The organism is Sporosarcina ureilytica (genome assembly GCF_001753205.1).
GTDB classification, from domain to species: domain Bacteria; phylum Bacillota; class Bacilli; order Bacillales_A; family Planococcaceae; genus Sporosarcina; species Sporosarcina ureilytica.
Map to the genome: position 1 here is coordinate 391,833 of NZ_CP017560.1, position 22,253 is coordinate 414,085.

Below are 22,253 nucleotides of genomic sequence, written 5' to 3' on the forward strand. Positions count from 1 at the left end.
TATGACGACATTTCAAGCATTAGCGGATCAAGTTCTTGACGGACATATTTTGACGGATGCGGAGGCGTTGTCAATTTTGGAAAGCGATGATGAGGATTTACTTCCTCTTCTACATGCTGCTTACAAAATTCGAAAACATTATTATGGCAATAAAGTGAAGTTAAACATGATCATCAACACGAAGTCTGGATTATGCCCTGAAAACTGCGGGTACTGCTCACAATCTATCGTGTCGAAAGCGCCCATTGAAAAATATTCAATGATGAAACGGGAAGAAATAATTGCAGGAGCCCAGCGCGCTGCGGACTTAAATGCCGGAACGTATTGTATTGTTGCGAGTGGGCGTGGGCCTGCAGATCGAGAGCTAGATATTGTCGTTGACTCGGTGAAAGAGATTAAAGCGAAGCACGAGCATATGACAGTTTGTGCATGTCTTGGGATTTTAAAGCCGGATCAGGCCAGTCGATTAAAAGAGGCGGGCGTAGATCGATATAATCATAATATCAATACATCCGCAGCGCATCATGATCAAATTACGACATCCCATACATTTGACGACCGTGTAAACACAGTAGAATTAGCAAAACAGTCAGGGATTTCCCCGTGCTCAGGTGTCATTGTTGGCATGCGCGAAACGAAAGAAGATGTCATTGCGATGGCGCGAAGCTTACATGCGATGGATGCAGATTCGATTCCGGTCAACTTTTTACACGCTGTCGATGGCACACCGCTTGAAGGGACATCTGAATTAACACCACGTTATTGTTTAAAGGTTCTTTGTTTATTTAGGTTTATGAATCCGACAAAGGAGATTCGAATCTCCGGTGGACGAGAAGTGAATTTACGAAGTCTACAACCATTTGGATTATATGCAGCAAACTCCATTTTCGTTGGCGACTATTTAACAACAGAAGGCCAAGAAAGTAACAGGGACCGAGAAATGCTTGAAGATTTAGGGTTTGAAATCGACCTAGAACCATTAAAGAGAGAAGTTGTTACGCAATAAATCATGAATTGGACTTTCCGTTAAAATGGAGAGTCCTTTTTTATGTGGATGAGTTAACAGGTATCTTTTTCATCAAAGTTTCGTATAAATATATATGAAACCATTTGCTGGTCAGTCCGTATCATTAATATGAATTAAAATCTTCTAATATAGAAAGTAGTGTTTTATATGATTCAGTTAATGATATTCTCAGTCGTTGTCGGCATCATTGCAAGTGCGATAATTGTCCCAATGGCTATCAATAATCAAGAGACGGAGAAAGCGATTCCGTTTAATCGATTGGCGGCGTTACTAGCAACTGCAGTCTTCATCACCCTGATTATATTCGGGATTTACTATGCTACGAATTTAGACCGTAATTGGACATCTTTATGGGTTGTATTGCTCATTGTTACTTTTATTAGTGTCTTAGTCGCGGGTCAAAAAGAGCGTAAGCTAAAAATAGGTTTATTCCTTGCAGCGCTAGCGGTAGGCGTTTTTATACTAAGTGCGCCATTATTCAATGCCAATAAAAAGTACAGTATCGTAGAAATGGACCAGAAAATCGAAATTACAGCTTTTGACGAAACGAAAACACCGGCAAGTGTGCCACCGAAATTTGCGCGGAATAAAATGAAAAAAGCTTTCGGTCAAGTTCCTAATACAAGTTATTATGAACTTGGACATTTGCAAATTCAAAAAGTGAACGGCGAATTTGTCTATATTGCACCTGTTGAATTTTCAGGTTTCTTCAAGTGGTGGAACGGAAAAACTACACCAGGTTATTTTACAATGAGTGCAACCAATTCGGCAGATAATCCGAAGTTTATTAAATCAGAAATGACCTATACACCTTCTTCCTATTTCCACAAAGAAGTGGAACGACATATTCGTATGAAAATGCCGAATCTAATTTTCTACGGGGATGTGCAGCTTGAAATTGATGATGAAGGGAAACCTTTTTATATTCGTTCATATGGAGACTTTATTACTGCACGTGACGGTTTTGATGTGAAAGGAATTGTCATGGTTGATTCAAAAACAGGCGATGTAAAAAAATATTCACTTGCTGAGATCCCAGCTTTTATTGATGGGGCAGTTTCGCCTGAAGCGGTTAGTTTACAAAATAGCTATTTTGGAAAATATATTCACGGTTTCTGGAATTCAGTTTTCGGGAAAAAGGATGTAAAGATTCCGTCTGATGAAGGAACAGAGGCGAATGTGAGTCCGATATTCGATGAAAACGGCCATATGTATTACTTCACTGATTTCACAAGTCCAAAAGAAGGTGTCGATTCGATGCTTGGCTACGCCTTGACGGATGGTCGAACAGGTGAAGCAACGTATTACACTGGAAACTCAGAAGAATCGTATATGGATTCGCAAGGGACATTGCAAATTATTGAGAAGAAATTTATTGAAAAGAAATGGTCTGGTGAAATGCCAGTTCTCTACAATTTTTACGGAGAAGCTAGCTGGTTAACGCCGGTCTTGGATTCAAATGGTTTCTTACAAAACTACTTTATTGTCTCCGCAGCCAATCCTGAAGTTTCGGTATACGGCAATACGCCGAACGAAGCGTTAAAACTGTATAAAACGGCCCTTCAACGTGGTGGCAGCTCCGTTGACGGTAGTTCAAATGCAGAAGAAGGGCAAACAGCGATTACTGTTCAGCGTGTATTCAAAGAGCGCGTAGGCGAATTCACACTCGTATCGATTTTAGCGGACGACGGAAGAAGTTTCCTCGTTTCTTCTGAAGTTGCCCCGTATTCAATCTATATCCAGGAAGGCGATAAACTTTCCATCACCTACCTAGAAACGGGCGAACTCTTCCTACCTGTAAAGGAACTAATAAATATAAGCGTGGAAGCTAATTGAGTGTATAAAAATAGAATGGACTTTCTTAATTAAGTAGGAAAGTCCATTTTTCTATAGATAAATGATTAAATAATGATGACTTAAGCCGACACTATCATGGTCGAATAAATGAATGCGTATCGATTGCGAACAACATGATTCGTCTGTACAATTAAGTCAAAGATAGTCAAAGTCAATGACGACACCTAGCATGAAAGAGGTGAAGAAATGAGAAATATTTCTGACATCATTGAAGGATATTTGAAGGCGATTATAGAAGAAGAACAGGACGGCGTAATTGAAATCAAGAGAAATGAAGTCGCAGAAAAGTTTCAATGTGTCCCTTCACAAATTAATTACGTGATCAACACACGCTTTACAGCCGAACGTGGTTATGCAGTTGAATCAAAAAGAGGCGGCGGCGGGTATATCCGGATCTTTCGCGTTCGAGCAAATACACGTAAAGACTTAATTGAGCATATTTTAGCAGGACTCCAAAATGGTGTTTCGCATACAATGGCACTCGACATTGTGTATCGACTGTTAGAAGAAGAGGTTATTTCAGATCGCGAGTCGAAACTTATATTAGCGGCAGTTGATCGGGCAACGATTCGAATTCCGTTACCTGAACGTGATGAACTGAGAGCGCGTGTGTTACATGCCATGCTCGTGACGCTTATTTATGAAGAGTTTTAATGAAAATTTAACTTTACAAATGTGAGGTGGCATGTAGATGATTTGTGAAAATTGTAAAGAACGTCCCGCATCCGTCGTCATTACGAAGGGCTATATGGGCGAGTCGATAGAGCATCATTTCTGCGAAAAATGTGCTTTCCAATCAGAAGCGTTTCATTTTAGTCCAAATGAGGAACCTTTATCTATTCAACAATTTTTATCTCATTGGTTTGGCGGTAGCGATACATTCCAAACGCAACCAAAGAGACGGGGGACGACAGCCCATCAACTGGAATGTCCTGAATGTAATTTAACGTTTGGCAAGTTTTTGGACATCGGAAAATTCGGTTGCGCGACTTGCTATGAAACGTTTAGAGAGCGACTTCCGCATGTGTTTGGGAAGTTGCACAATGGGCAAACAACCCATACAGGTAAAATACCTGTTTCATTCAATGAATTATATGCGATTAAAAGAAAAATTGAAGAAGTAAGAGTAAAAATGCAAGAAGCAGTAGAAGCGGAGCGGTTTGAAGAAGCTGCCGAATTACGCGACGAGGCAAGAATGTTGCAACAACACCTTTCTAATGGAGGTGAAGCACACAATGTCGATTGAGAAGTTTATGCAAAGTGCAATCACAGGTTGGATGACGGGAGAAGGAGAACATTCCGATATCGTCATGGCAACCCGAGTGAGGTTGGCACGGAATTTAAGAGGGTATCGTTTTCCGATCGCTTCAAGTGAGGATGAGGCACTAGCGGTGGATAAAATGGCTGCCGGCGTATTATTAGATGAAGTTGACGGTAAAGGTTATGCCTATATCAGAATGTCTGATCTTTCGAAATTGGACCGGGAAGTGTTAGTGGAAAAACATTTAATTAGTCCGCAATTAACCAATCCGGAACGTCAAGGCGCAGTTGTTTTATCAGAAGACGAAACAGTCAGTATTATGGTGAATGAGGAAGATCATATTCGCATCCAATGTATTTTCCCGGGATTGCAATTGGAAGAAGCTTATCGACAAGCAGATACCGTGGACGACATGTTAGAAAAGCAATTGCCTTATGCTTTTGATGAACAATTTGGCTACTTAACGAGTTGTCCTTCCAATACTGGAACTGGCGTGCGCGCCTCTGTCATGATGCATTTACCAGCATTAACGATGACCAAGCAAATTAAAAGAATCATTCCAGCAATCACAAGGCTCGGCATTGTTGTCCGTGGGAGTTACGGGGAAGGCAGTAAGGCGCTTGGGAATGTTTACCAAGTGTCAAATCAAGTTACACTTGGCAAGACAGAAGCGGAAATTTTAGAGGAGTTAGGAAACGTAACTGCTCGATTAATTGCACATGAACGCCAAGCGAGGAGAAATCTTTTAGAGAAGTCCCGAACAGCGCTTGAAGATCGATTGCATCGTTCTCTCGGAACGCTTGTATATGCAAGGCTCCTGCCGACTGGAGAAGCTGCGAAATGTCTATCGGATGTTCGACTCGGTGTCGATCTCGGGCTCATTAATGACGTGGATGTTTCGATCATGAATGAGCTGATGATTTTTATGCAGCCGGGGTTTCTCCAACAATATGCAAACACAGAGTTAACGCAAGAGGAACGCGATATTTTTCGAGCAAAATTATTCCGAGCACGTCTTCTCATTGACGGCTCATTGCCCTCAACGAAAAAATCGAATGAAGATTGAGTTTTCTATTTTGTATACTTTGGTAAAAATTGGTCAATCCTATGTATGAAAAAGGATTTTTTTAGATTACGTATGAGCGTCCGTGGAATAGATTATATATAGAGAGAAGGAGTGGACATAACTATGATGTTTAACAGATTTACACAACGCGCACAGAAAGTGTTACAACTTGCTCAAGAAGAGGCAATCCGTATGAAGCACGAATCGATTGGCACAGAACATATTTTGCTTGGGCTGATTCGCGAAGGTGGCGGAATAGCTGCCAAAGCACTTGAAGCGATTGAAGTAAGTTTCACGACAATTGAGGAAGGCGTTGAGAAACTCGTTGGGACCGGCACAAAAGACGTTGGTCCAATTGTTCACTACACACCACGTGCTAAAAAAGTAATTGAGCTTTCAGTAGATGAGTCGCGAAAGTTAGGGCATTCGTATATTGGAACGGAGCATATTTTACTAGCGCTCATCCGTGAAGGTGAAGGAATTGCTGCACGTGTGTTAAGTAACGCTGGGGTGAGTTTGAATAGAGCACGTCAACAGGTATTGCAACTATTAGGGAGCAACGAAAGTTCATCAAGTAATTCTTCTAACAATACGAATTCCGCTGCAACACCGACGTTAGACGGACTTGCGCGTGATTTAACGGAAGTAGCTCGGGAAGGGCAGCTCGACCCGGTTATCGGTCGTAGCCAAGAAATTACACGTGTCATTGAAGTGCTAGCACGTCGTACGAAAAACAATCCTGTTTTAATTGGAGAACCTGGTGTAGGTAAAACTGCAATTGCAGAAGGGTTGGCTCAGCAGGTTGTGAATAATGAAGTTCCAGAAATTCTTCGCGACAAGCGCGTCATGACGTTAGACATGGGGACGGTTGTAGCGGGTACGAAATACCGCGGAGAATTTGAAGACAGAATGAAAAAAGTGATGGAAGAAATTCGCCAAGCGGGCAACGTCATTTTATTCATTGATGAGTTGCATACGTTAATTGGTGCTGGTGGCGCAGAGGGGGCAATTGATGCCTCGAACATCTTAAAGCCATCGCTTGCACGCGGTGAACTACAATGTATCGGTGCAACAACGATAGATGAATATAGAAAGTATATTGAAAAAGATGCGGCACTTGAGCGTCGTTTCCAACCAATTCAAGTCGACGAACCATCCGTAGAAGAATCTATTCAAATATTAAATGGTTTACGTGATCGTTATGAAGCGCACCACCGTGTGAAAATTACGGATGAAGCGATTGATGCGGCTGCTAAAATGTCGGACCGTTATATTTCTGATAGATTTTTACCGGATAAAGCGATTGACTTAATTGACGAAGCGGGTTCTAAAGTACGTTTGCGTTCTTACACAACACCGCCAAATTTAAAAAACCTTGAAACGCAACTAGAAGCGATTCGTTCTGAGAAAAATGCGGCAGTTCAAAGCCAAGAGTTTGAAAAAGCAGCTTCTTTCCGTGATAAAGAACAGAAAATGAAAGAAGAATTGGATACGACAAAAGCAGCTTGGAAAGAAAAGCAAGGAAAGACAGAATCGAAAGTGACTGTAAATGATATAGCTGAGGTCGTAGCCATGTGGACTGGAATACCAGTTTCAAAAATTGCTGAAACAGAATCGATGAAACTACTAAACATGGAACAAACTTTACATGAGCGTGTTATTGGTCAAGCGGAAGCGGTCACTGCGATTTCCCGTGCAATCCGCCGTGCAAGAGCAGGTTTGAAAGACCCGAAACGACCGATTGGCTCTTTCATTTTCCTAGGGCCGACAGGTGTTGGAAAAACAGAGCTTGCACGCGCCTTAGCTGAAACAATGTTCGGTGATGAAAACGCGATGATTCGAGTAGATATGTCCGAGTATATGGAGAAACACTCAACGTCTCGACTTGTCGGTTCACCGCCAGGATACGTAGGCCATGAGGAAGGCGGACAATTAACAGAACAAGTTCGTCGTAAACCTTATTCCGTTATCTTGCTTGATGAAATTGAAAAAGCCCACCCGGACGTTTTCAATATGCTCCTTCAAGTATTAGATGATGGTAGACTAACTGATTCCAAAGGACGTACGGTAGATTTCCGTAATACGGTCGTCATTATGACTTCAAACGTAGGCGCAACGGCGTTAAAAACGAATCGTTACGTCGGGTTTAATTTACAAGATTCAGACCATGACTATGAAGGTATGAAATCAACAATGCTAGAAGAGTTGAAGAAAACATTCCGTCCTGAATTTTTAAACCGTGTGGATGAAATGATTGTATTCCACGCACTTGAAAAAGAACATTTACGTCAGATTGTTAGCCTCATGTCTAACGAGCTATCCAAGCGTCTAAAAGAGCAAGATATTGTACTTGAATTAACAGAAGAAGCGCAAAACAAAATATCTGACATTGGGTATGACCCGGATTACGGTGCACGTCCATTACGTAGAGCAATCCAAAAGCATGTGGAAGATAGATTGTCTGAGGAACTCTTAAAAGGCACGGCATTAACTGGCGGAAAAGTAACAGTTGACGTGGAAGACGGAGAATTTGTCGTACGGACAGCAATGCCAGTAGGAAAATAATTTTTTTGAGATTGAGATAGTCCATTCATTAAGAAAATTAGTGAAATGGACTGTCTTTTTCATCTATGGAGGAAAGTATGTCAAAGAGAAAAACAAAATTTATGTGTAAAGATTGTGGGTATGAGTCTCTCAGGTGGATGGGACGTTGCCCAGGGTGTGGGGAATGGAATACGATGAACGAAGAAGTGGAGGTTGTTCGGAAAGGTCCACGTGGTGCTTTTCAGCATACGGATGAAGTTCAACAAAAAGCAGTGCCGATTAGTCAGGTTGAGACGATTGAGGAACCACGTGTTGAAACAGAATTAGGAGAGTTAAACCGAGTACTTGGCGGTGGGATTGTGCCAGGTTCACTATTGTTAACTGCAGGTGACCCCGGGATTGGAAAGTCCACTTTGCTCCTTCAAGTTTCCTCGCTTCTAGCAAACCAAAACCATCGTGTTTTATATATATCTGGTGAAGAATCCATTCGGCAAACAAAACTTCGTGCGGAAAGGCTTGGGGTTCTTTCAGATGAATTATATATTTATGCGGAAACAGATTTAGAGCGAATTCATCATACAATAGATGAAATCAACCCTGCTTTTGTGATTGTGGATTCCATACAAACTATCCATCATCCCGAAGTAAAGTCTGCGCCAGGGAGCATTACACAGGTACGGGAATGTACGGCGGAATTAATGCGTATCGCGAAAACCAAAAACATTGCAATATTCTTAGTGGGTCACGTAACAAAAGATGGACAGATTGCTGGGCCGCGTATTTTAGAACATATGGTAGATACCGTTTTGTACTTTGAAGGGGAACGTCATCATACATACCGTATTTTACGTAGTGTGAAAAATAGGTTTGGTTCAACGAATGAGATCGCTATTTTTGAAATGTTACAATCGGGCCTAAAGGAAGTCTTAAATCCATCCGAGTTGTTTTTAAGGGAGCGTTCACAAGGTGGTGCCGGTTCAACCGTCGTCGCATCTATGGAAGGTACGAGGCCTATTCTCGTAGAAATTCAAGCACTTGTAACGCCTTCAAGTTTTAACTATCCAAAGCGTATGGCGACAGGATTGGATCAAAACCGGGTTTCTCTATTGATGGCTGTTCTTGAAAAACGAATGGGCATGTTGTTACAAGCACAAGATGCTTATATTAAAGTTGCCGGTGGTGTGAAATTAGACGAACCTGCCATCGACTTAGCCGTCCTAGTGAGTATCGTCTCTAGTTATCGAGATGCTGCGGCTGGATTATCAGATTGCTTTATTGGAGAAGTCGGTCTAACGGGAGAAGTGCGCCGTGTCTCTAGAATCGAACAACGTGTTCAAGAGGCAGCTAAACTTGGATTTGAGCGTGCAATTATTCCGTCTTCCAATTTGGGAGGTTGGGATTATCCGAAAGGAATTCAAGTGATCGGTGTTGAAACAGTTAGTGATGCGTTAAAAGTTGGATTTTCACAATAACCTATGTTGCAAGGGAGGTATTGCCGACTTTGCAACATCATTTAACTCATTTAGGTTTTAGTGGCCAAGTATGTTATTGAAAGCTGTTTTAAGGGAATACATGTATAATTATTACGAGAAGGAGGTGAATTACATGTTAAGAAGAGTCGTTCAGCTATCCTTTTTACTTATTGGAGGTACGCTTGGCGTATTATTTTTACCGCAATTATTTAATTTATTTTCGTTTTCATCCAATCCGCTTATTAACAACCCATATGTAGCTGCAATTTCGGGTGGGTTATTATTTTTTCTCTTGAATATTTTTCTTACAACACCTGTCGTTAATTTCATTAAATGGATGGAAGAACGATTGTTAGGCGCGCCAATTTTTGATTTACTATTTGGAACGATTGGTCTTATTATTGGGTTAAGTGTCGCTTTTTTAGTGAGTTTTTGGCTTGGGAGTATTGAAATCCCAGTTATTTCTTCTGTTTTACCTACCGTTTTATTTTTAATTCTTGGTTACCTCGGTTTTCAAGTCGGTTTCAAACAACGCGAAGAAATTATACATGCAATGCAGTCTATTCGGACACATAGTCCGAAGAAAAAAGACGCTGAAGAGACGCAAGCGAGAAAAACGCGTGATACAGTTTATAAAATACTAGATACGAGTGTCATTATTGATGGTCGTATTGCGGATATTTCTGCTACGGGATTTCTCGAAGGAATACTTGTTGTGCCGCAATTCATTTTAACAGAACTTCAACATATCGCGGATTCCTCAGATACTTTAAAAAGAACGAAAGGTAGAAGGGGCTTAGATGTACTGAAAGCACTGCAAACAGATGGCGGACCAGGTATTTTAATTACCGATGTTGATTTTGCTGACGTAGCTGAAGTGGATTTGAAGCTTGTTTACTTGGCAAAAGATATGGGAGGACTCGTTGTCACGAATGATTTTAATTTAAATAAAGTTGCCGCATTACATGGTGTTGCTGTTTTGAACATTAATGATTTGGCGAACGCGGTTAAACCAGTCGTAATTCCAGGTGAAGAAATGCATGTCGTCGTCATTAAGGATGGAAAAGAGCATAATCAAGGCGTCGCTTATTTAGATGACGGTACAATGATTGTTGTAGAAGATGGGAAAACGCACATTGGCAATGCAATTGACGTAGTGGTTACGAGTGTGCTGCAAACATCCGCAGGTCGTATGATTTTCGCTAAGCCTAGAAATGGGAGAGCGGCAAAAGCGAATTAATGGTAGATTAGTTTTTGTTAGGTAAAGGAAGATGGTCGTTGAAATATACAGTGATGATACCAGCCGCTGGTAGTGGACAGCGAATGGGCGCAGGTTTTAATAAACTTTTTTTAACACTTGGTGAAAAGCCGATATTTATCCATACATTAAAGGTGTTTGAAGCAGATCCTTTTTGTGCGGGTATTATTTTAGCTGTTAAAAATGAAGAGAAACAAGAAATCGAGGCTTATCTAAAACAGTTTGATATCTCAAAAGTGCAAGCTATCGTCGAAGGTGGAACGGAACGCCAATATAGCGTGGCGGCCTGTCTTGAGGCGTATTTGGAGGATGGGATCGTGCTTGTTCATGACGCAGCACGTCCTTTTATCCGACGCGCAGTCATCCATTCTTTAGTGCAAGAAGCGGCGGCGCATGGGGCAGCCATCACGGGTGTAAAGGCAAAAGATACGATGAAACTAGCACCCGCAGGAATTGTAGAAGAGACAGTCAATCGGGACTATCTTTGGATTGTCCAAACACCCCAAGCTTTCCAGTATGAAATCTTGAAAAAAGCTTCAGATAAAGCGATAGCAGATCACTTTCTCGGAACAGACGAATCGATGCTCGTAGAACGTACGGGGCATCCTGTCCGTGTTGTGGAAGGCACGTATGATAATGTGAAAATGACAACACAAGAAGATTTGGCCATTGGCGAAATACTGTTAAAGAGAGTGCAACAGGAGGAGAACACATGATTCGAGTTGGACAAGGTTTCGACGTGCACAAATTCGAGGAAGGTCGTCCATTAATTATTGGCGGCATCACAATCCCACATGAGCGTGGATTAGCTGGACATTCCGATGCGGATGTATTGCTTCATACAATTACAGACGCAGCACTCGGTGCGATTGGCGAGGGAGACATCGGTCGCCACTTTCCAGATACGGACGAGGCATTTAAAGACGCAGACTCTGCTGTTTTATTAGAAAAAATTTGGCAACTCGTGAATGAGCGAGGCTACCAGTTGGGCAATATTGATTGTACGGTCATTGCAGAAAGACCAAAAATGTCCCCGCATATCGAAGCCATTCAAGCACGCGTTGCGGAATTGCTGAAAGCAGATATTTCCCAGGTGAACGTGAAGGCAACAACTTCCGAGAAGCTAGGATTCACAGGACGTGAAGAAGGAATTGCCGCAATGGCAACGATTTTGTTGACGAAGCAGTAAGTTAAGTATGTTGAACAGATGTTTATACTGCAAAAAATTCATGTTGACTAGTGAAGGTGTGGTTGGAATAAAGGCTACCCTTGGAGTTTAGTGGGTTACTTATGCGAATGCTAATTAATGATTTCAATTGAATGATTCATTTTAAAGGTATCTACATTGATTGGAGTGGAGGGGGGCGACTCCTGCGGGATTGTAGCGAAAGCCGTAACGAAGAACGGCTTTTGCGACCGAAAAGCGAAGCGTTTGGGAGCAGGTATATCCAACAGGATGCCTTAATTTCTGCCAAAACCGCAGAAATACGGCAAATCGCAATCTTCGTTTTGCGATTGGCTCACCCGCGCCCCGCGGAAAGCGTCCACCCGGAACGGAAATCAATGATTGCTTGGAGTCTAACATTTACGAAATTGACTCCAACCCATTTATTTCAATCAAAAATCAACATATGATAAGATAGTTCAAGATATACGGACGAAAATTAGGAGGATTTACTATGACGAAAGAAGTTCGCGTGCGCTATGCACCAAGTCCAACAGGACATTTACATATCGGAAATGCACGGACAGCTTTATTTAACTATTTATTTGCCCGCAATCAAGGCGGTAAATTTATTATTCGAATTGAAGATACAGATGCAAGCCGAAATATCGAAGGCGGAGAAGAATCACAACTCACTTACTTGAAGTGGCTTGGTCTTGACTGGGATGAGAGCATCGATGTTGGCGGAGAATATGGACCTTACCGCCAATCAGAACGTAACGATCTATATAAAAAATTGTACGATGAGCTATTAGAAAAAGAACTGGCATATAAATGTTACTGTACGGCAGAAGAACTTGAGGCAGAGCGTGAAGCCCAATCAGCGAACAATGAAATGCCCCGTTACAGTGGAAAGTGTCGCCATTTAACTGCTGAAGAGCAAGAAGCACTTGCAGCGGAAGGCCGCGAACCAAGCGTTCGTTTTGCAGTACCAAAAGGCAAAGTCTATACCTTTAAAGACCTTGTCAAAGACAATGTTTCATTTGAATCTGACGGGATTGGTGACTTTGTCATTGTGAAAAAAGACGGCGTACCGACTTATAACTTCGCAGTTGCTGTCGATGATCACTACATGGAAATCACACATGTCCTTCGTGGTGATGACCATATTTCAAACACACCAAGACAGCAAATGATTTATGAAGCATTTGGATGGGAAGCGCCGACTTTTGGACATATGACGTTGATTGTGAATGAAAGTCGCCGTAAATTAAGTAAACGTGATGAGTCAATTATTCAGTTTATCGAACAATATGAAGAACTAGGTTATTTACCAGAAGCGCTATTCAACTTCATCGTATTACTTGGTTGGTCGCCTGAAGGGGAAGAGGAAATCTTCTCAATCGAAGAACTCGTTTCGATTTTCGATGCGGACCGTTTATCAAAATCGCCGGCTGTATTCGATAAAGACAAATTGACGTGGATGAATAACCAATACGTTAAAAAATTATCTACGGAGCAAGTCATTGAGTTGGCATTGCCACACTTGCAAAAAGCAGGCGCATTACCGATGGAATTAACGGACGAACAACGTCAGTGGGCGCATGATTTAATTGCTTTATACCATGAGCAGTTAAGTTATGGTGCAGAAATTGTGGAATTAACAGCCCAGTTCTTTAAAGATGCGATTGAATATGATGAAGCAGCACAGAAAGTCCTTGCGGGAGAACAAGTGCCTGAAGTGATGGCTGCTTTGAAAGCGCAATTTGAAGCGTTAGAAACATTTGATGCGGCTTCGGTAAAATCAGCGATTCAAGCGGTTCAAAAAGAAACAGGACAAAAAGGACGTAACTTATTTATGCCGATTCGTGTCGTCACAACTGGTGAGACGAGCGGTCCAGAATTACCAGCTGCCATCGCGTTAGTTGGAAAAGAAAATGCCCTTGCTCGTGTAACGGAGTATGCGCAATCATAAAATCAAGGTACCTGGGATTTGCACGTTTTGAGAAGAACGTGTAAGCTTAAAGGTAATTTAACTGAGTCAATTTCATAATTTCCTAAAACCGCTAAGCTGATACAATATATAGTTGAGAACGGTTTAACTCAACAGAGGCAATTTCATAATTGCCTTTATTGTATCGGCGCAGCGAAAAGATTGGATTATGAAATTGACTAAACTGATTGACAATGATATGTAATAGAGAAATCGCAGAAAAGGATAAGTACATATTTGCATGCCTGTCAGAGAGGATCACCATCGGCTGGAAGTGGTCTAGGTACAATGCAGTGTGGAAATGCCCCTTTGAGAGCCTGACCGAAACATTTTGTTGGAGTAGGTCGGACGTGTCGCCAACGTTATGAGGCGTATTAAGCGGAAAGGCAGTAGTATGCCTTTCAAGCGGAGTGGAACCACGTGATTAATTGCGTCTCTGTCATTTTTGACAGGGGCGTATTTTTATTTTTCTAGGAGTAGATCGTTTTTTATTAACTTCGTTTTTAGTAGGTATTCCTTAGAGGTTTTTGAAAAAAAGGCGTTAAGGGGGACGTAAAATGTTTCGTAGAATGAAAGAAGATATTAAGTGTATTTTTGACCAAGATCCAGCCGCCCGGAGCACATTCGAAGTTGTGTTAACTTATTCTGGTTTACATGCGGTTTGGGCGCATCGTGTTGCGCATGCTTTATTTAAAAAGAATTTACTTTTTTTAGCCAGAAGTGTGTCGCAAATTAGTCGTTTTTTCACGGGGATTGAAATTCATCCAGGTGCGAAGATTGGCCGAAGATTATTTATTGACCATGGCATGGGGATTGTAATTGGGGAGACGTGTGAGATTGGGGATGATGTAACCATTTACCAAGGCGTCACACTCGGAGGTACTGGGAAAGAAAAGGGGAAGAGGCACCCGACTATCCATGATAACGTACTGATTGCGACGGGTGCGAAAGTGCTTGGCTCGATTACAATTGGTGAAGGCAGCAAAGTAGGTGCAGGCTCAGTCGTGTTAAAAGATGTACCGCCATCTTCAACGGTTGTCGGTATTCCGGGCAAAGTCGTCATTTCAAATGGTGTTAAAGTACAGGATAAACTTGACCATCAAGATTTACCTGACCCAATCACGGAAAGATGCGAGACGATGGAAGAAGAAATGAAGCGACTGGAAGCGCGAATAAAACAGCTTGAACAAATAACGAATAAGAAAGGGGATGCTGTATGAGCATTCAGTTATACAATACATTAACGAGAAAAAAGGAGCCTTTCATCCCTCAAGAAGAAGGCAAGGTTTCGATGTATGTTTGTGGTCCGACGGTCTACAACTACATTCATATCGGGAACGCGCGTCCAGTGATCGTTTTTGACACGGTGCGAAGATACCTGGAATACAGAGGGTATGATGTGAAATTTGTCTCAAACTTTACGGATATCGATGATAAAATCATCGCGGCTGCGAATGAGCTTGGAGAAGATGTAAGTGAATTAACGGAGCGTTTTATCAATGCTTATTTTGAAGATGTGACGGCACTTGGATGCAATAAGGCAGATGTTCATCCGCGTGTAACGGATCATATTGAAGATATCGTAAACTTTATTCAAGTGCTGATTGATAAAGGGTTTGCGTACGAATCTCAAGGGGATGTGTATTATCGTACGAACAAATTTGACGGCTACGGAAAATTATCGAGCCAGTCGACAGATGAGTTAATTGTTGGCGCGCGTATTGAAGCAGGCGAGAAAAAAGAAGATCCACTTGATTTTGTTTTATGGAAAGCAGCGAAAGAAAATGAGGTTTCATGGGATAGTCCGTGGGGTGCTGGGCGTCCAGGGTGGCATATTGAATGTTCGGTAATGGCACGCGAACATCTCGGGGATACGATGGATATTCACGCTGGTGGGCAAGATTTAATGTTCCCACACCATGAGAATGAAATTGCGCAGTCGGAAGCAATGACGGGAAAGCCGTTTGCTAAATACTGGATGCATAATGGTTATATTAATATTGATAATGAAAAAATGTCCAAGTCACTTGATAACTTTGTTCTTGTAAATGAAATCCGAAAGCAAGTAGACCCGAAAGTGCTCCGTTTCTTCATTCTTTCTGTGCATTATAGACACCCGGTTAATTTTTCGGAAGAGCTTGTGACGCAGGCTGAAGCCGGTTTGGAGAGAATATTAACGGCATATAAAAACGTAGCGTATCGTTTAGGTTCTTCTGCAAATCTGGGTGACCAATCCGATGTTTGGTTGCATAAAATAGACGCTTGCCAGGATGATTTTATTACAGCGATGGATGATGATTTCAACACAGCGAATGGCATTGCAGCGATTTTCGAACTTGTTAGATTAGCAAACGTCTATTTATTAGAGAAAAACACAGCGAAAGACGTTCTAGAGAAGTTTTTGGCAACGTTTGAATCGTTATTGGATGTCCTCGGCATCCCGATGGACAACGAAGAAGATTTACTTGATGAAGATATTGAAAAATTAATTGAAGAGCGATTAGAAGCGCGACGCAATCGTAATTTTGCAAGGTCTGATGAAATTCGAGATGAGTTGAAAGAAAAAGGCATTCTCCTTGAAGATACAGCGCAAGGAACTCGCTGGAAACGAGGGTAACAAAATGTACGTATTACGAAATGTAGACGTAAAGCAATTGAATGCGCTCGCCTTAGCGTATATGGGCGATGCAGTTTATGAACAGGCGATTCGAGAGCATTTATTACGTTCCGGACGTGTCCGACCTAACGTGTTGCATAGAGAAGCAACACGTTATGTGTCGGCGAAATCACAAGCCGCTATTTTGCAAACAATGCTAACGGAAGAGTTTTTAACTGAAGAAGAACAAATGGTGATGAAGCGTGGTCGAAATGCAAAGCCCGGTTCGACACCGAAAAATACAGACGTGGGGACGTATAAAAATAGTTCCGGTTTCGAGGCGGTACTCGGTTATCTTTACTTGCTTGAAGATAAGAATAGAGTAGAGCAGTTTATACTTGAATCGATTCGTATTATTGAAAAACCAGAGGAGGATGAATCTTGATGGCAACAAATGACTCAGAATTGCTAGGCGGTAAAAATCCAGTCGTTGAAGCATTACGTTCAGGTCGCGAACTGAATAAAATTTGGGTTGCGGAAGGGATTAATAAGAAAAGTATTGGTGAAATCCTATCACTTGCCAGAAGTGCAAAGATTATCGTTCAATATGTCCCTAAACAGAAACTTGACGGCATGCTAGACAGTAATCATCAAGGGATTATCGCTTCGGTAGCCGCTTATGACTATGCAGAGCTGGAAGATGTTTTTGAATTAGCGGCGAAACGTCAAGAAGACCCACTTCTGTTAATTTTAGATGAATTAGAAGACCCGCATAATCTCGGTTCGATCTTAAGGACAGCTGATGCAGCTGGCGTACATGGTGTGATTATTCCAAGGCGTCGTTCTGTCGGATTAACAGCGGTTGTTGCAAAGGCTTCTACCGGTGCGATTGAGTATATTCCTGTCGTGCGTGTGAATAATCTTTCTCAAACGGTTGAGCAATTGAAAGAGCGAGGGGTTTGGATAGCAGGAACCGATGCGTTGGGGTCTTCTGACTATCGAACAATGGATGCAACACTTCCGCTAGCGATTATTATCGGGAGTGAAGGAAAGGGAATGTCGCGTATATTAAAAGAAAAATGTGATTTCCTTTACCACCTACCCATGCTAGGCGAAGTCACTTCTTTAAACGCTTCTGTTGCAGCCTCACTTTTAATGTACGAGGTGCTGCGTAAGCGACGACCTCTCAACGACGAGAAATGAAAAAGAAAAATGTCCTTATTGTAGATGGCTACAATATAATTGGCGCATGGGCGGAGTTGCGCCAATTAAAGGACAGGCAGTTGGAAGAAGCAAGAAATTTGTTAATTGAACGGATGGCTGAGTACAAAGCGTATACAGGGTGGCGGGTGATCGTTGTCTTTGATGCTTATTTAATGCGCGGAATTGAAAGTAAGTTAAAGAAACATGATGTGGAAGTATTATTCACGAGAGAAAATGAAACAGCCGATGAGCGGATTGAAAAACTTGTTTCAGAACTATTGCATCGGCGTATTCAGATTCATGTCGCGACTTCTGACTTTACGGAGCAGTGGATTATTTTTGCGCAAGGTGCACTCCGAAAGTCGGCGCGCGAGCTTGAAATTGAAATGAAAAACATTTTAACTTCTATTTCTGGCAAAGTGAAAGATTTTGAGAGTCAACAACCGACCTTGAAGATACCGCTTTCAGACGAAGTTAAAGAAATATTTGAAAAATGGAGACGTGGAATCCGATAATTGGTTGACGTCAAAAAAAATAATGCGCTATACTGAGAAGAGGTCTATGACGAATCGGGGGTGATCCTGTTGGTGGAAAAAACATGTATGAATAGTAAAGTGTTAGATTTCACTACGTTGTCTGATGAAGACATCGTTGCGATTATTCACGAGGGTAATGCGGATGCGCTTGATTTTTTAATTACTAAATACCGGTCTTTTGTTTGGTTAAAAGGTCGTTCGTATTTTTTAATCGGTGGGGACCGAGAGGATATCGTACAAGAAGGGATGATTGGTTTATATAAAGCGATACGTGATTATAAACCAGATAGATTAAGTTCTTTTAAAGGATTTGCGGAATTGTGTATTACGCGCCAAATTATTACAGCAATTAAAACAGCGACAAGACAAAAGCATATTCCACTTAATTCTTCAATATCTCTAGATCGACCTGTTTATACTGAGGAGTCTGAACGTACATTGCTGGACATGCTTGCAGGTCCCCCTCTTGAAGATCCAGAAGATTTAATGATTCATAAGGAAGATTTTGATCATATGGAAATAAAGATGCAAAAAGTATTAAGCCAGTTAGAAAGACAAGTGTTGGCGCTTTATTTGGATGGACAAACCTATCAAGAAATCTCTGTAACTTTAAATCGTCCAGTAAAGTCTGTTGACAATGCGCTTCAACGAATTAAGAGGAAACTAGAGCTTTATTTGGAAGTCGATACAGTTAAGTGAGATTGTGCGCGTCCCAAGAGAATTGCGTTAAAATTTAGAATAGGGGTGCGGAAGTATAATGGCGTGGGTGGAAAATCCCTAATAATGTTGACATGCTTCTTGTAAGGTGATACTCTTTAGCAAGATTAATGGACCTAATAAGGTGATAGAATTGTCTAAAAAAATAACTTTATGTTGTGATGATTGCGGAACACGTAACTATTCCGTTCCAGCACAGAAGAATCATTCCACAAAACGCCTAACGATTAAAAAGTTTTGCAAACATTGTAATGCACATACCTTGCATAGGCAAACTGTTTAATTTGATTCGACAATGTTCATTGTACCGCCTATAGCGGTAGAAGCAGGGGAGTTATTTCTGAGATGAACAAAGTGGAAAAAATCGCTTAATCATAGGCGTATGATTATAGTAATACATCTTATTTCGGAGGGTTACGATACACATGGGGAAGATAAGTAGTTTCTTAAAGCAAGTCGTTTCGGAAATGAGAAAAGTAAGTTGGCCAAAACGTAAAGAATTGACACGTTATACAATTGTTGTTCTTGTGACGGTCATTTTCATGGCTGTTTATTTTGGTATCACCGATCTCGGGATTTCAAAATTGATGGATTGGTACGTTAGTTTTTAAAGTTAACGTATAATATAATAATAAATAGAACGAATGAATTCCTTAGAAATAGCCCGTCCGATAGTATGAACGGGTTTTTTAATTCTTTGGGAAACTATAAAATCTCGAACTATGGGTAAGTACTACGCTAGAGATTCTGCATCTAGCATCGGGCGCTCTGCGCTTATGAATTTTTCGTGGTGAAAGGAGGGACGGACGTAAGGTCCTTATATATATGGAAATGGAGAAAAATTGGTACGTTGTTCATACGTATTCAGGTTATGAGAACAAAGTAAAGGCAAACCTTGAAGCGCGTGTTGAAACAATGGGCATGCAAGATAAGATCTTTCGCGTTATCGTTCCGGAAGAGGAAGAAACAGATTTTAAAGACGGTAAAAAACGTACGGTGATGAAAAAAACATTCCCGGGATACGTGCTTGTTGAGACGATTATGACAGACGATTCTTGGTATGTTGTCCGTAATACGCCAGGGGTGACTGGTTTCATTGGTTCATCTGGTGGAGGAACAAAGCCAACACCGCTGTTGGAAGAGGAAGTTGACTTCATTCTGAAGCAAATGGGTGTCAAAGATAAAATGGCTGAGCTCGATATTGAAATTGGTGAAGTCGTTCAAGTGCTTGAAGGGCCATTTGCTGATTTCCAAGGGAAGGTCGAAGAAATCGATATGTCGAAGCAAAAAGTTAAAGTTACGGTAGACATGTTCGGCCGTGAAACAAAGATGGAACTAGATTTTGATCAAATACAAAAAATATAATTGCTCTGCTACTTGCATATGTGATGAAAGAATGTTATCATTTCAAAGGTCAGGCTATCAATTGATAGCGTGAGATAAGATGATTGATTCTACCGATGAAAATCGGCAGACACATATTTGAGTGGGAGGGGCAACCCAATTACCACATCACGGACTTAAGGAGGTGTGTCTCGTGGCTAAAAAAGTTTCTACGATTGTAAAACTACAAATTCCTGCGGGAAAAGCGAACCCGGCTCCACCAGTTGGACCAGCGCTTGGACAAGCAGGTGTGAACATCATGGGATTCTGTAAAGAATTCAACGCACGTACAGCAGACCAAGCAGGTTTAATCATTCCTGTTGAAATCACTGTATTTGAAGATCGTTCATTTACATTTATTACAAAAACTCCACCGGCAGCAGTATTGCTGAAGGTTGCTGCAAATCTTCAAAAAGGTTCAGGTGAACCAAACAAAACGAAGGTTGCAACTGTGAAACGCGACAAAGTTCGCGAAATTGCAGAACAAAAGATGCCAGACTTAAACGCAGCATCAGTTGAAGCGGCGATGGCAATGGTTGAAGGTACTGCACGCAGTATGGGAATCACGATCGAAGACTGATTCCTTGAAATAGAGTTTCATGTTATTTAGGTTGCGGTTGTTCTCCGGGACACGCAGCCTTTATTCGTGGGAGGTTCATTATCCGTTAATACCACAACATAGGAGGAAATTTAAAATGGCTAAAAGAGGTAAAAAGTTTACAGAAGCAATCAAGCTTGTAGACAATACAAAATTGTACGACGTAAAAGAAGCTATCGAACTTGCGAAGAAAACAAGCACAACGAATTTTGACGCAACAGTAGAAGTTGCATTCCGTCTTGGCATTGATGTTAAGAAAAACGATGAGCAAGTACGTGGAGCGGTTGTTCTACCGAACGGTACTGGTAAAACTCAGCGTGTTCTAGTTTTTGCTAAAGGTGAAAAACTTAAAGAAGCGGAAGCAGCGGGTGCAGACTACGTTGGCGATGCAGACTTCATTAACAAAATCCAACAAGGTTGGTTTGAATTTGACGTTATCGTTGCAACACCAGATATGATGGGTGAAGTTGGTAAAATTGGTCGTATCCTTGGACCAAAAGGCCTTATGCCAAACCCAAGAACAGGTACTGTAACATTTGATGTTGCAAAAGCTGTTGAAGAAATCAAAGCTGGTAAAGTTGAGTACCGTGCTGACAAAGCGGGTATCGTACATGCGCCAATTGGAAAAGTTTCATTCGAAGATGATAAGCTAGAAGAGAACTTCTTAGCAGTTTTCGATGCAATTGAAAAAGCACGCCCGGCAGCTGCGAAAGGAACGTATATGCGTTCTGTACACGTAACTACAACAATGGGTCCTGCTTTGAAAATTGACGCTACTGGCGTAACTGTAAAATAAAAAAGAACTTGACAATCTGGTTGTCTCATGGTAAGATAATCAGCGTTGTAAATTATATAAGTATTTGTACCGTAGACCGCAGGAGTGGCACGCCACTTAATGATCCTGCCGAGGACAAGAAGATCTATTCTTAATTAAAGAAGATGACTTTTACTGCCCTCGTGTCTATTATGATAGCCCGAGGGCTTTTTATATCGGTATAAGTAACTTGAAAAATAATCTAGGAGGTGTCCAGATGAGCAAAGTATTAGAAGCAAAACAAGCGGTTGTAACTGAAATCTCTGAGAAGATGAAATCAGCAGCAACTGTCGTAGTGGTTGACTACCGTGGCTTAAACGTAAGTCAAGTCACAGAGCTTCGTAAAAACCTTCGTGAACAAGGTGTTGATTTTAAAGTTTATAAAAACTCAATGTCACGCCGTGCTGCTGAAGAGGTTGGCTTTGAAGGGCTAAACGAACATTTAACAGGACCAAACGCAATTGCGTTTTCTGAAGATGATGTTATAGCACCTGCAAAAATCCTTCACGAATTCGCAAAGGCAAATGAAGCGCTCGAAATTAAAGCTGGTGTTATTGAAGGAGAAGTTGCAAGCGCAGAAGAGATTAAAGCGTTGGCGACACTTCCATCACGCGAAGGCCTACTATCTATGCTTCTCAGCGTTCTACAAGCACCAATGCGCAACTTCGCACTTGCGACAAAAGCTGTTGCAGATCAAAAAGAAGAGCAAGAAGGCGCTTAATAGAACGATTACCTGCCTAGTCAGGGAATTTGAACAAGTACA

The 22,253-nt window shown here is 41.5% G+C and carries 23 protein-coding genes and 2 other annotated features; all 23 genes read left to right on the plus strand.

The genetic code is table 11. The features are described 5' to 3' along the window. The first annotated feature begins 1 nt into the window (after window position 1). Window positions 2-1,006, plus strand: a complete 1,005-nt coding sequence (gene bioB, locus BI350_RS01940) for a biotin synthase BioB (protein ID WP_075526594.1) — start codon at window positions 2-4, stop codon at window positions 1,004-1,006. A 168-nt stretch (window positions 1,007-1,174) separates the two neighbouring features. Continuing rightward, window positions 1,175-2,863 carry a sulfite exporter TauE/SafE family protein gene (locus BI350_RS01945; RefSeq protein ID WP_075526595.1) on the plus strand — a complete coding sequence of 563 codons (1,689 nt, stop codon included), beginning with the start codon at window positions 1,175-1,177 and terminating at the stop codon, window positions 2,861-2,863. Between the two features lie 207 nt (window positions 2,864-3,070). Beyond that, window positions 3,071-3,538, plus strand: coding sequence for a CtsR family transcriptional regulator (locus BI350_RS01950; protein ID WP_075526596.1), 468 nt, complete (start codon window positions 3,071-3,073; stop codon window positions 3,536-3,538). A 37-nt stretch (window positions 3,539-3,575) separates the two neighbouring features. Further along, a complete protein-coding gene (locus BI350_RS01955) occupies window positions 3,576-4,130 on the plus strand; it encodes a UvrB/UvrC motif-containing protein (protein ID WP_075526597.1) in 555 nt (184 codons plus the stop codon). Next, window positions 4,120-5,211, plus strand: a complete 1,092-nt coding sequence (mcsB, locus tag BI350_RS01960; protein ID WP_075526598.1) for a protein-arginine kinase McsB — start codon at window positions 4,120-4,122, stop codon at window positions 5,209-5,211. Before BI350_RS01955 ends, mcsB begins: the two co-directional genes overlap by 11 nt. Window positions 5,212-5,334: 123 nt before the next feature. Continuing rightward, on the plus strand, window positions 5,335-7,776 hold the full coding sequence (locus tag BI350_RS01965; RefSeq protein WP_075526599.1) for an ATP-dependent Clp protease ATP-binding subunit: 2,442 nt from the start codon (window positions 5,335-5,337) through the stop codon (window positions 7,774-7,776). A 77-nt stretch (window positions 7,777-7,853) separates the two neighbouring features. Continuing rightward, window positions 7,854-9,227, plus strand: coding sequence for a DNA repair protein RadA (gene radA, locus BI350_RS01970; protein WP_075526600.1), 1,374 nt, complete (start codon window positions 7,854-7,856; stop codon window positions 9,225-9,227). A gap of 133 nt (window positions 9,228-9,360) precedes the next feature. After that, window positions 9,361-10,467 carry a PIN/TRAM domain-containing protein gene (locus BI350_RS01975; RefSeq protein ID WP_075526601.1) on the plus strand — a complete coding sequence of 369 codons (1,107 nt, stop codon included), beginning with the start codon at window positions 9,361-9,363 and terminating at the stop codon, window positions 10,465-10,467. 38 nt (window positions 10,468-10,505) lie between these two features. Next, the gene (gene ispD, locus BI350_RS01980) at window positions 10,506-11,201 is read left to right on the plus strand and encodes a 2-C-methyl-D-erythritol 4-phosphate cytidylyltransferase (protein ID WP_075526602.1); all 696 of its coding nucleotides are present in this window, start codon (window positions 10,506-10,508) and stop codon (window positions 11,199-11,201) included. Further along, window positions 11,198-11,674, plus strand: a complete 477-nt coding sequence (gene ispF, locus BI350_RS01985; RefSeq protein WP_075526603.1) for a 2-C-methyl-D-erythritol 2,4-cyclodiphosphate synthase — start codon at window positions 11,198-11,200, stop codon at window positions 11,672-11,674. Before ispD ends, ispF begins: the two co-directional genes overlap by 4 nt. Before the next feature lie 490 nt (window positions 11,675-12,164). Then, window positions 12,165-13,625, plus strand: coding sequence for a glutamate--tRNA ligase (gene gltX / locus BI350_RS01990; protein WP_075526604.1), 1,461 nt, complete (start codon window positions 12,165-12,167; stop codon window positions 13,623-13,625). A 225-nt stretch (window positions 13,626-13,850) separates the two neighbouring features. Further along, window positions 13,851-14,084: a binding site (T-box leader), on the plus strand. A 116-nt stretch (window positions 14,085-14,200) separates the two neighbouring features. After that, window positions 14,201-14,863 carry a serine O-acetyltransferase gene (cysE, locus tag BI350_RS01995; RefSeq protein WP_075526605.1) on the plus strand — a complete coding sequence of 221 codons (663 nt, stop codon included), beginning with the start codon at window positions 14,201-14,203 and terminating at the stop codon, window positions 14,861-14,863. Next, window positions 14,860-16,260 carry a cysteine--tRNA ligase gene (cysS, locus tag BI350_RS02000; protein ID WP_075526606.1) on the plus strand — a complete coding sequence of 467 codons (1,401 nt, stop codon included), beginning with the start codon at window positions 14,860-14,862 and terminating at the stop codon, window positions 16,258-16,260. Before cysE ends, cysS begins: the two co-directional genes overlap by 4 nt. Before the next feature lie 4 nt (window positions 16,261-16,264). Continuing rightward, complete coding sequence (locus BI350_RS02005) at window positions 16,265-16,684, plus strand: Mini-ribonuclease 3 (protein WP_075526607.1); 420 nt, start codon at window positions 16,265-16,267, stop codon at window positions 16,682-16,684. Then, window positions 16,684-17,442: a 23S rRNA (guanosine(2251)-2'-O)-methyltransferase RlmB gene (rlmB, locus tag BI350_RS02010; protein WP_075526608.1), complete on the plus strand. Its 759-nt coding sequence runs from the start codon at window positions 16,684-16,686 to the stop codon at window positions 17,440-17,442. The genes BI350_RS02005 and rlmB overlap by 1 nt, the downstream gene beginning before the upstream one ends. After that, the gene (locus BI350_RS02015; RefSeq protein WP_075526609.1) at window positions 17,439-17,957 is read left to right on the plus strand and encodes an NYN domain-containing protein; all 519 of its coding nucleotides are present in this window, start codon (window positions 17,439-17,441) and stop codon (window positions 17,955-17,957) included. Before rlmB ends, BI350_RS02015 begins: the two co-directional genes overlap by 4 nt. Before the next feature lie 87 nt (window positions 17,958-18,044). Then, window positions 18,045-18,677, plus strand: a complete 633-nt coding sequence (sigH, locus tag BI350_RS02020) for an RNA polymerase sporulation sigma factor SigH (RefSeq protein ID WP_075529193.1) — start codon at window positions 18,045-18,047, stop codon at window positions 18,675-18,677. 151 nt (window positions 18,678-18,828) lie between these two features. Next, on the plus strand, window positions 18,829-18,978 hold the full coding sequence (gene rpmG / locus BI350_RS16575; protein ID WP_082294935.1) for a 50S ribosomal protein L33: 150 nt from the start codon (window positions 18,829-18,831) through the stop codon (window positions 18,976-18,978). Window positions 18,979-19,120: 142 nt separating this feature from the next. After that, window positions 19,121-19,306: a preprotein translocase subunit SecE gene (gene secE, locus BI350_RS02025; protein WP_075526610.1), complete on the plus strand. Its 186-nt coding sequence runs from the start codon at window positions 19,121-19,123 to the stop codon at window positions 19,304-19,306. Window positions 19,307-19,526: 220 nt separating this feature from the next. Beyond that, window positions 19,527-20,060, plus strand: a complete 534-nt coding sequence (gene nusG / locus BI350_RS02030) for a transcription termination/antitermination protein NusG (protein ID WP_075529194.1) — start codon at window positions 19,527-19,529, stop codon at window positions 20,058-20,060. A 172-nt stretch (window positions 20,061-20,232) separates the two neighbouring features. Then, on the plus strand, window positions 20,233-20,658 hold the full coding sequence (rplK, locus tag BI350_RS02035) for a 50S ribosomal protein L11 (RefSeq protein ID WP_075526611.1): 426 nt from the start codon (window positions 20,233-20,235) through the stop codon (window positions 20,656-20,658). A 115-nt stretch (window positions 20,659-20,773) separates the two neighbouring features. Continuing rightward, window positions 20,774-21,472, plus strand: coding sequence for a 50S ribosomal protein L1 (gene rplA, locus BI350_RS02040; protein ID WP_075526612.1), 699 nt, complete (start codon window positions 20,774-20,776; stop codon window positions 21,470-21,472). A gap of 51 nt (window positions 21,473-21,523) precedes the next feature. Continuing rightward, window positions 21,524-21,673, plus strand: a sequence feature (ribosomal protein L10 leader region). A gap of 34 nt (window positions 21,674-21,707) precedes the next feature. Next, window positions 21,708-22,211 (plus strand): 50S ribosomal protein L10, encoded by a 504-nt coding sequence (gene rplJ, locus BI350_RS02045; protein WP_075526613.1) that lies wholly within the window; start codon window positions 21,708-21,710, stop codon window positions 22,209-22,211. Window positions 22,212-22,253 lie beyond the last annotated feature (42 nt).

What these genes read in the sequence shown, in the direction of transcription:
- radA (WP_075526600.1), top strand. Translation starts at nt 7,854, where the DNA reads ATGTCAAAGAGAAAAACAAAATTTATGTGTAAAGATTGTGGGTATGAG.
- BI350_RS02005 (WP_075526607.1), top strand. Translation starts at nt 16,265, where the DNA reads ATGTACGTATTACGAAATGTAGACGTAAAGCAATTGAATGCGCTCGCC.
- BI350_RS01965 (WP_075526599.1), top strand. Translation starts at nt 5,335, where the DNA reads ATGATGTTTAACAGATTTACACAACGCGCACAGAAAGTGTTACAACTT.
- BI350_RS01955 (WP_075526597.1), top strand. Translation starts at nt 3,576, where the DNA reads ATGATTTGTGAAAATTGTAAAGAACGTCCCGCATCCGTCGTCATTACG.
- cysE (WP_075526605.1), top strand. Translation starts at nt 14,201, where the DNA reads ATGTTTCGTAGAATGAAAGAAGATATTAAGTGTATTTTTGACCAAGAT.
- sigH (WP_075529193.1), top strand. Translation starts at nt 18,045, where the DNA reads ATGAATAGTAAAGTGTTAGATTTCACTACGTTGTCTGATGAAGACATC.
- rlmB (WP_075526608.1), top strand. Translation starts at nt 16,684, where the DNA reads ATGGCAACAAATGACTCAGAATTGCTAGGCGGTAAAAATCCAGTCGTT.
- BI350_RS01945 (WP_075526595.1), top strand. Translation starts at nt 1,175, where the DNA reads ATGATTCAGTTAATGATATTCTCAGTCGTTGTCGGCATCATTGCAAGT.
- cysS (WP_075526606.1), top strand. Translation starts at nt 14,860, where the DNA reads ATGAGCATTCAGTTATACAATACATTAACGAGAAAAAAGGAGCCTTTC.
- BI350_RS02015 (WP_075526609.1), top strand. Translation starts at nt 17,439, where the DNA reads ATGAAAAAGAAAAATGTCCTTATTGTAGATGGCTACAATATAATTGGC.
- ispF (WP_075526603.1), top strand. Translation starts at nt 11,198, where the DNA reads ATGATTCGAGTTGGACAAGGTTTCGACGTGCACAAATTCGAGGAAGGT.
- secE (WP_075526610.1), top strand. Translation starts at nt 19,121, where the DNA reads ATGGGGAAGATAAGTAGTTTCTTAAAGCAAGTCGTTTCGGAAATGAGA.
- nusG (WP_075529194.1), top strand. Translation starts at nt 19,527, where the DNA reads ATGGAGAAAAATTGGTACGTTGTTCATACGTATTCAGGTTATGAGAAC.
- BI350_RS01950 (WP_075526596.1), top strand. Translation starts at nt 3,071, where the DNA reads ATGAGAAATATTTCTGACATCATTGAAGGATATTTGAAGGCGATTATA.
- gltX (WP_075526604.1), top strand. Translation starts at nt 12,165, where the DNA reads ATGACGAAAGAAGTTCGCGTGCGCTATGCACCAAGTCCAACAGGACAT.
- BI350_RS01975 (WP_075526601.1), top strand. Translation starts at nt 9,361, where the DNA reads ATGTTAAGAAGAGTCGTTCAGCTATCCTTTTTACTTATTGGAGGTACG.
- mcsB (WP_075526598.1), top strand. Translation starts at nt 4,120, where the DNA reads ATGTCGATTGAGAAGTTTATGCAAAGTGCAATCACAGGTTGGATGACG.
- rplA (WP_075526612.1), top strand. Translation starts at nt 20,774, where the DNA reads ATGGCTAAAAGAGGTAAAAAGTTTACAGAAGCAATCAAGCTTGTAGAC.
- rplJ (WP_075526613.1), top strand. Translation starts at nt 21,708, where the DNA reads ATGAGCAAAGTATTAGAAGCAAAACAAGCGGTTGTAACTGAAATCTCT.
- bioB (WP_075526594.1), top strand. Translation starts at nt 2, where the DNA reads ATGACGACATTTCAAGCATTAGCGGATCAAGTTCTTGACGGACATATT.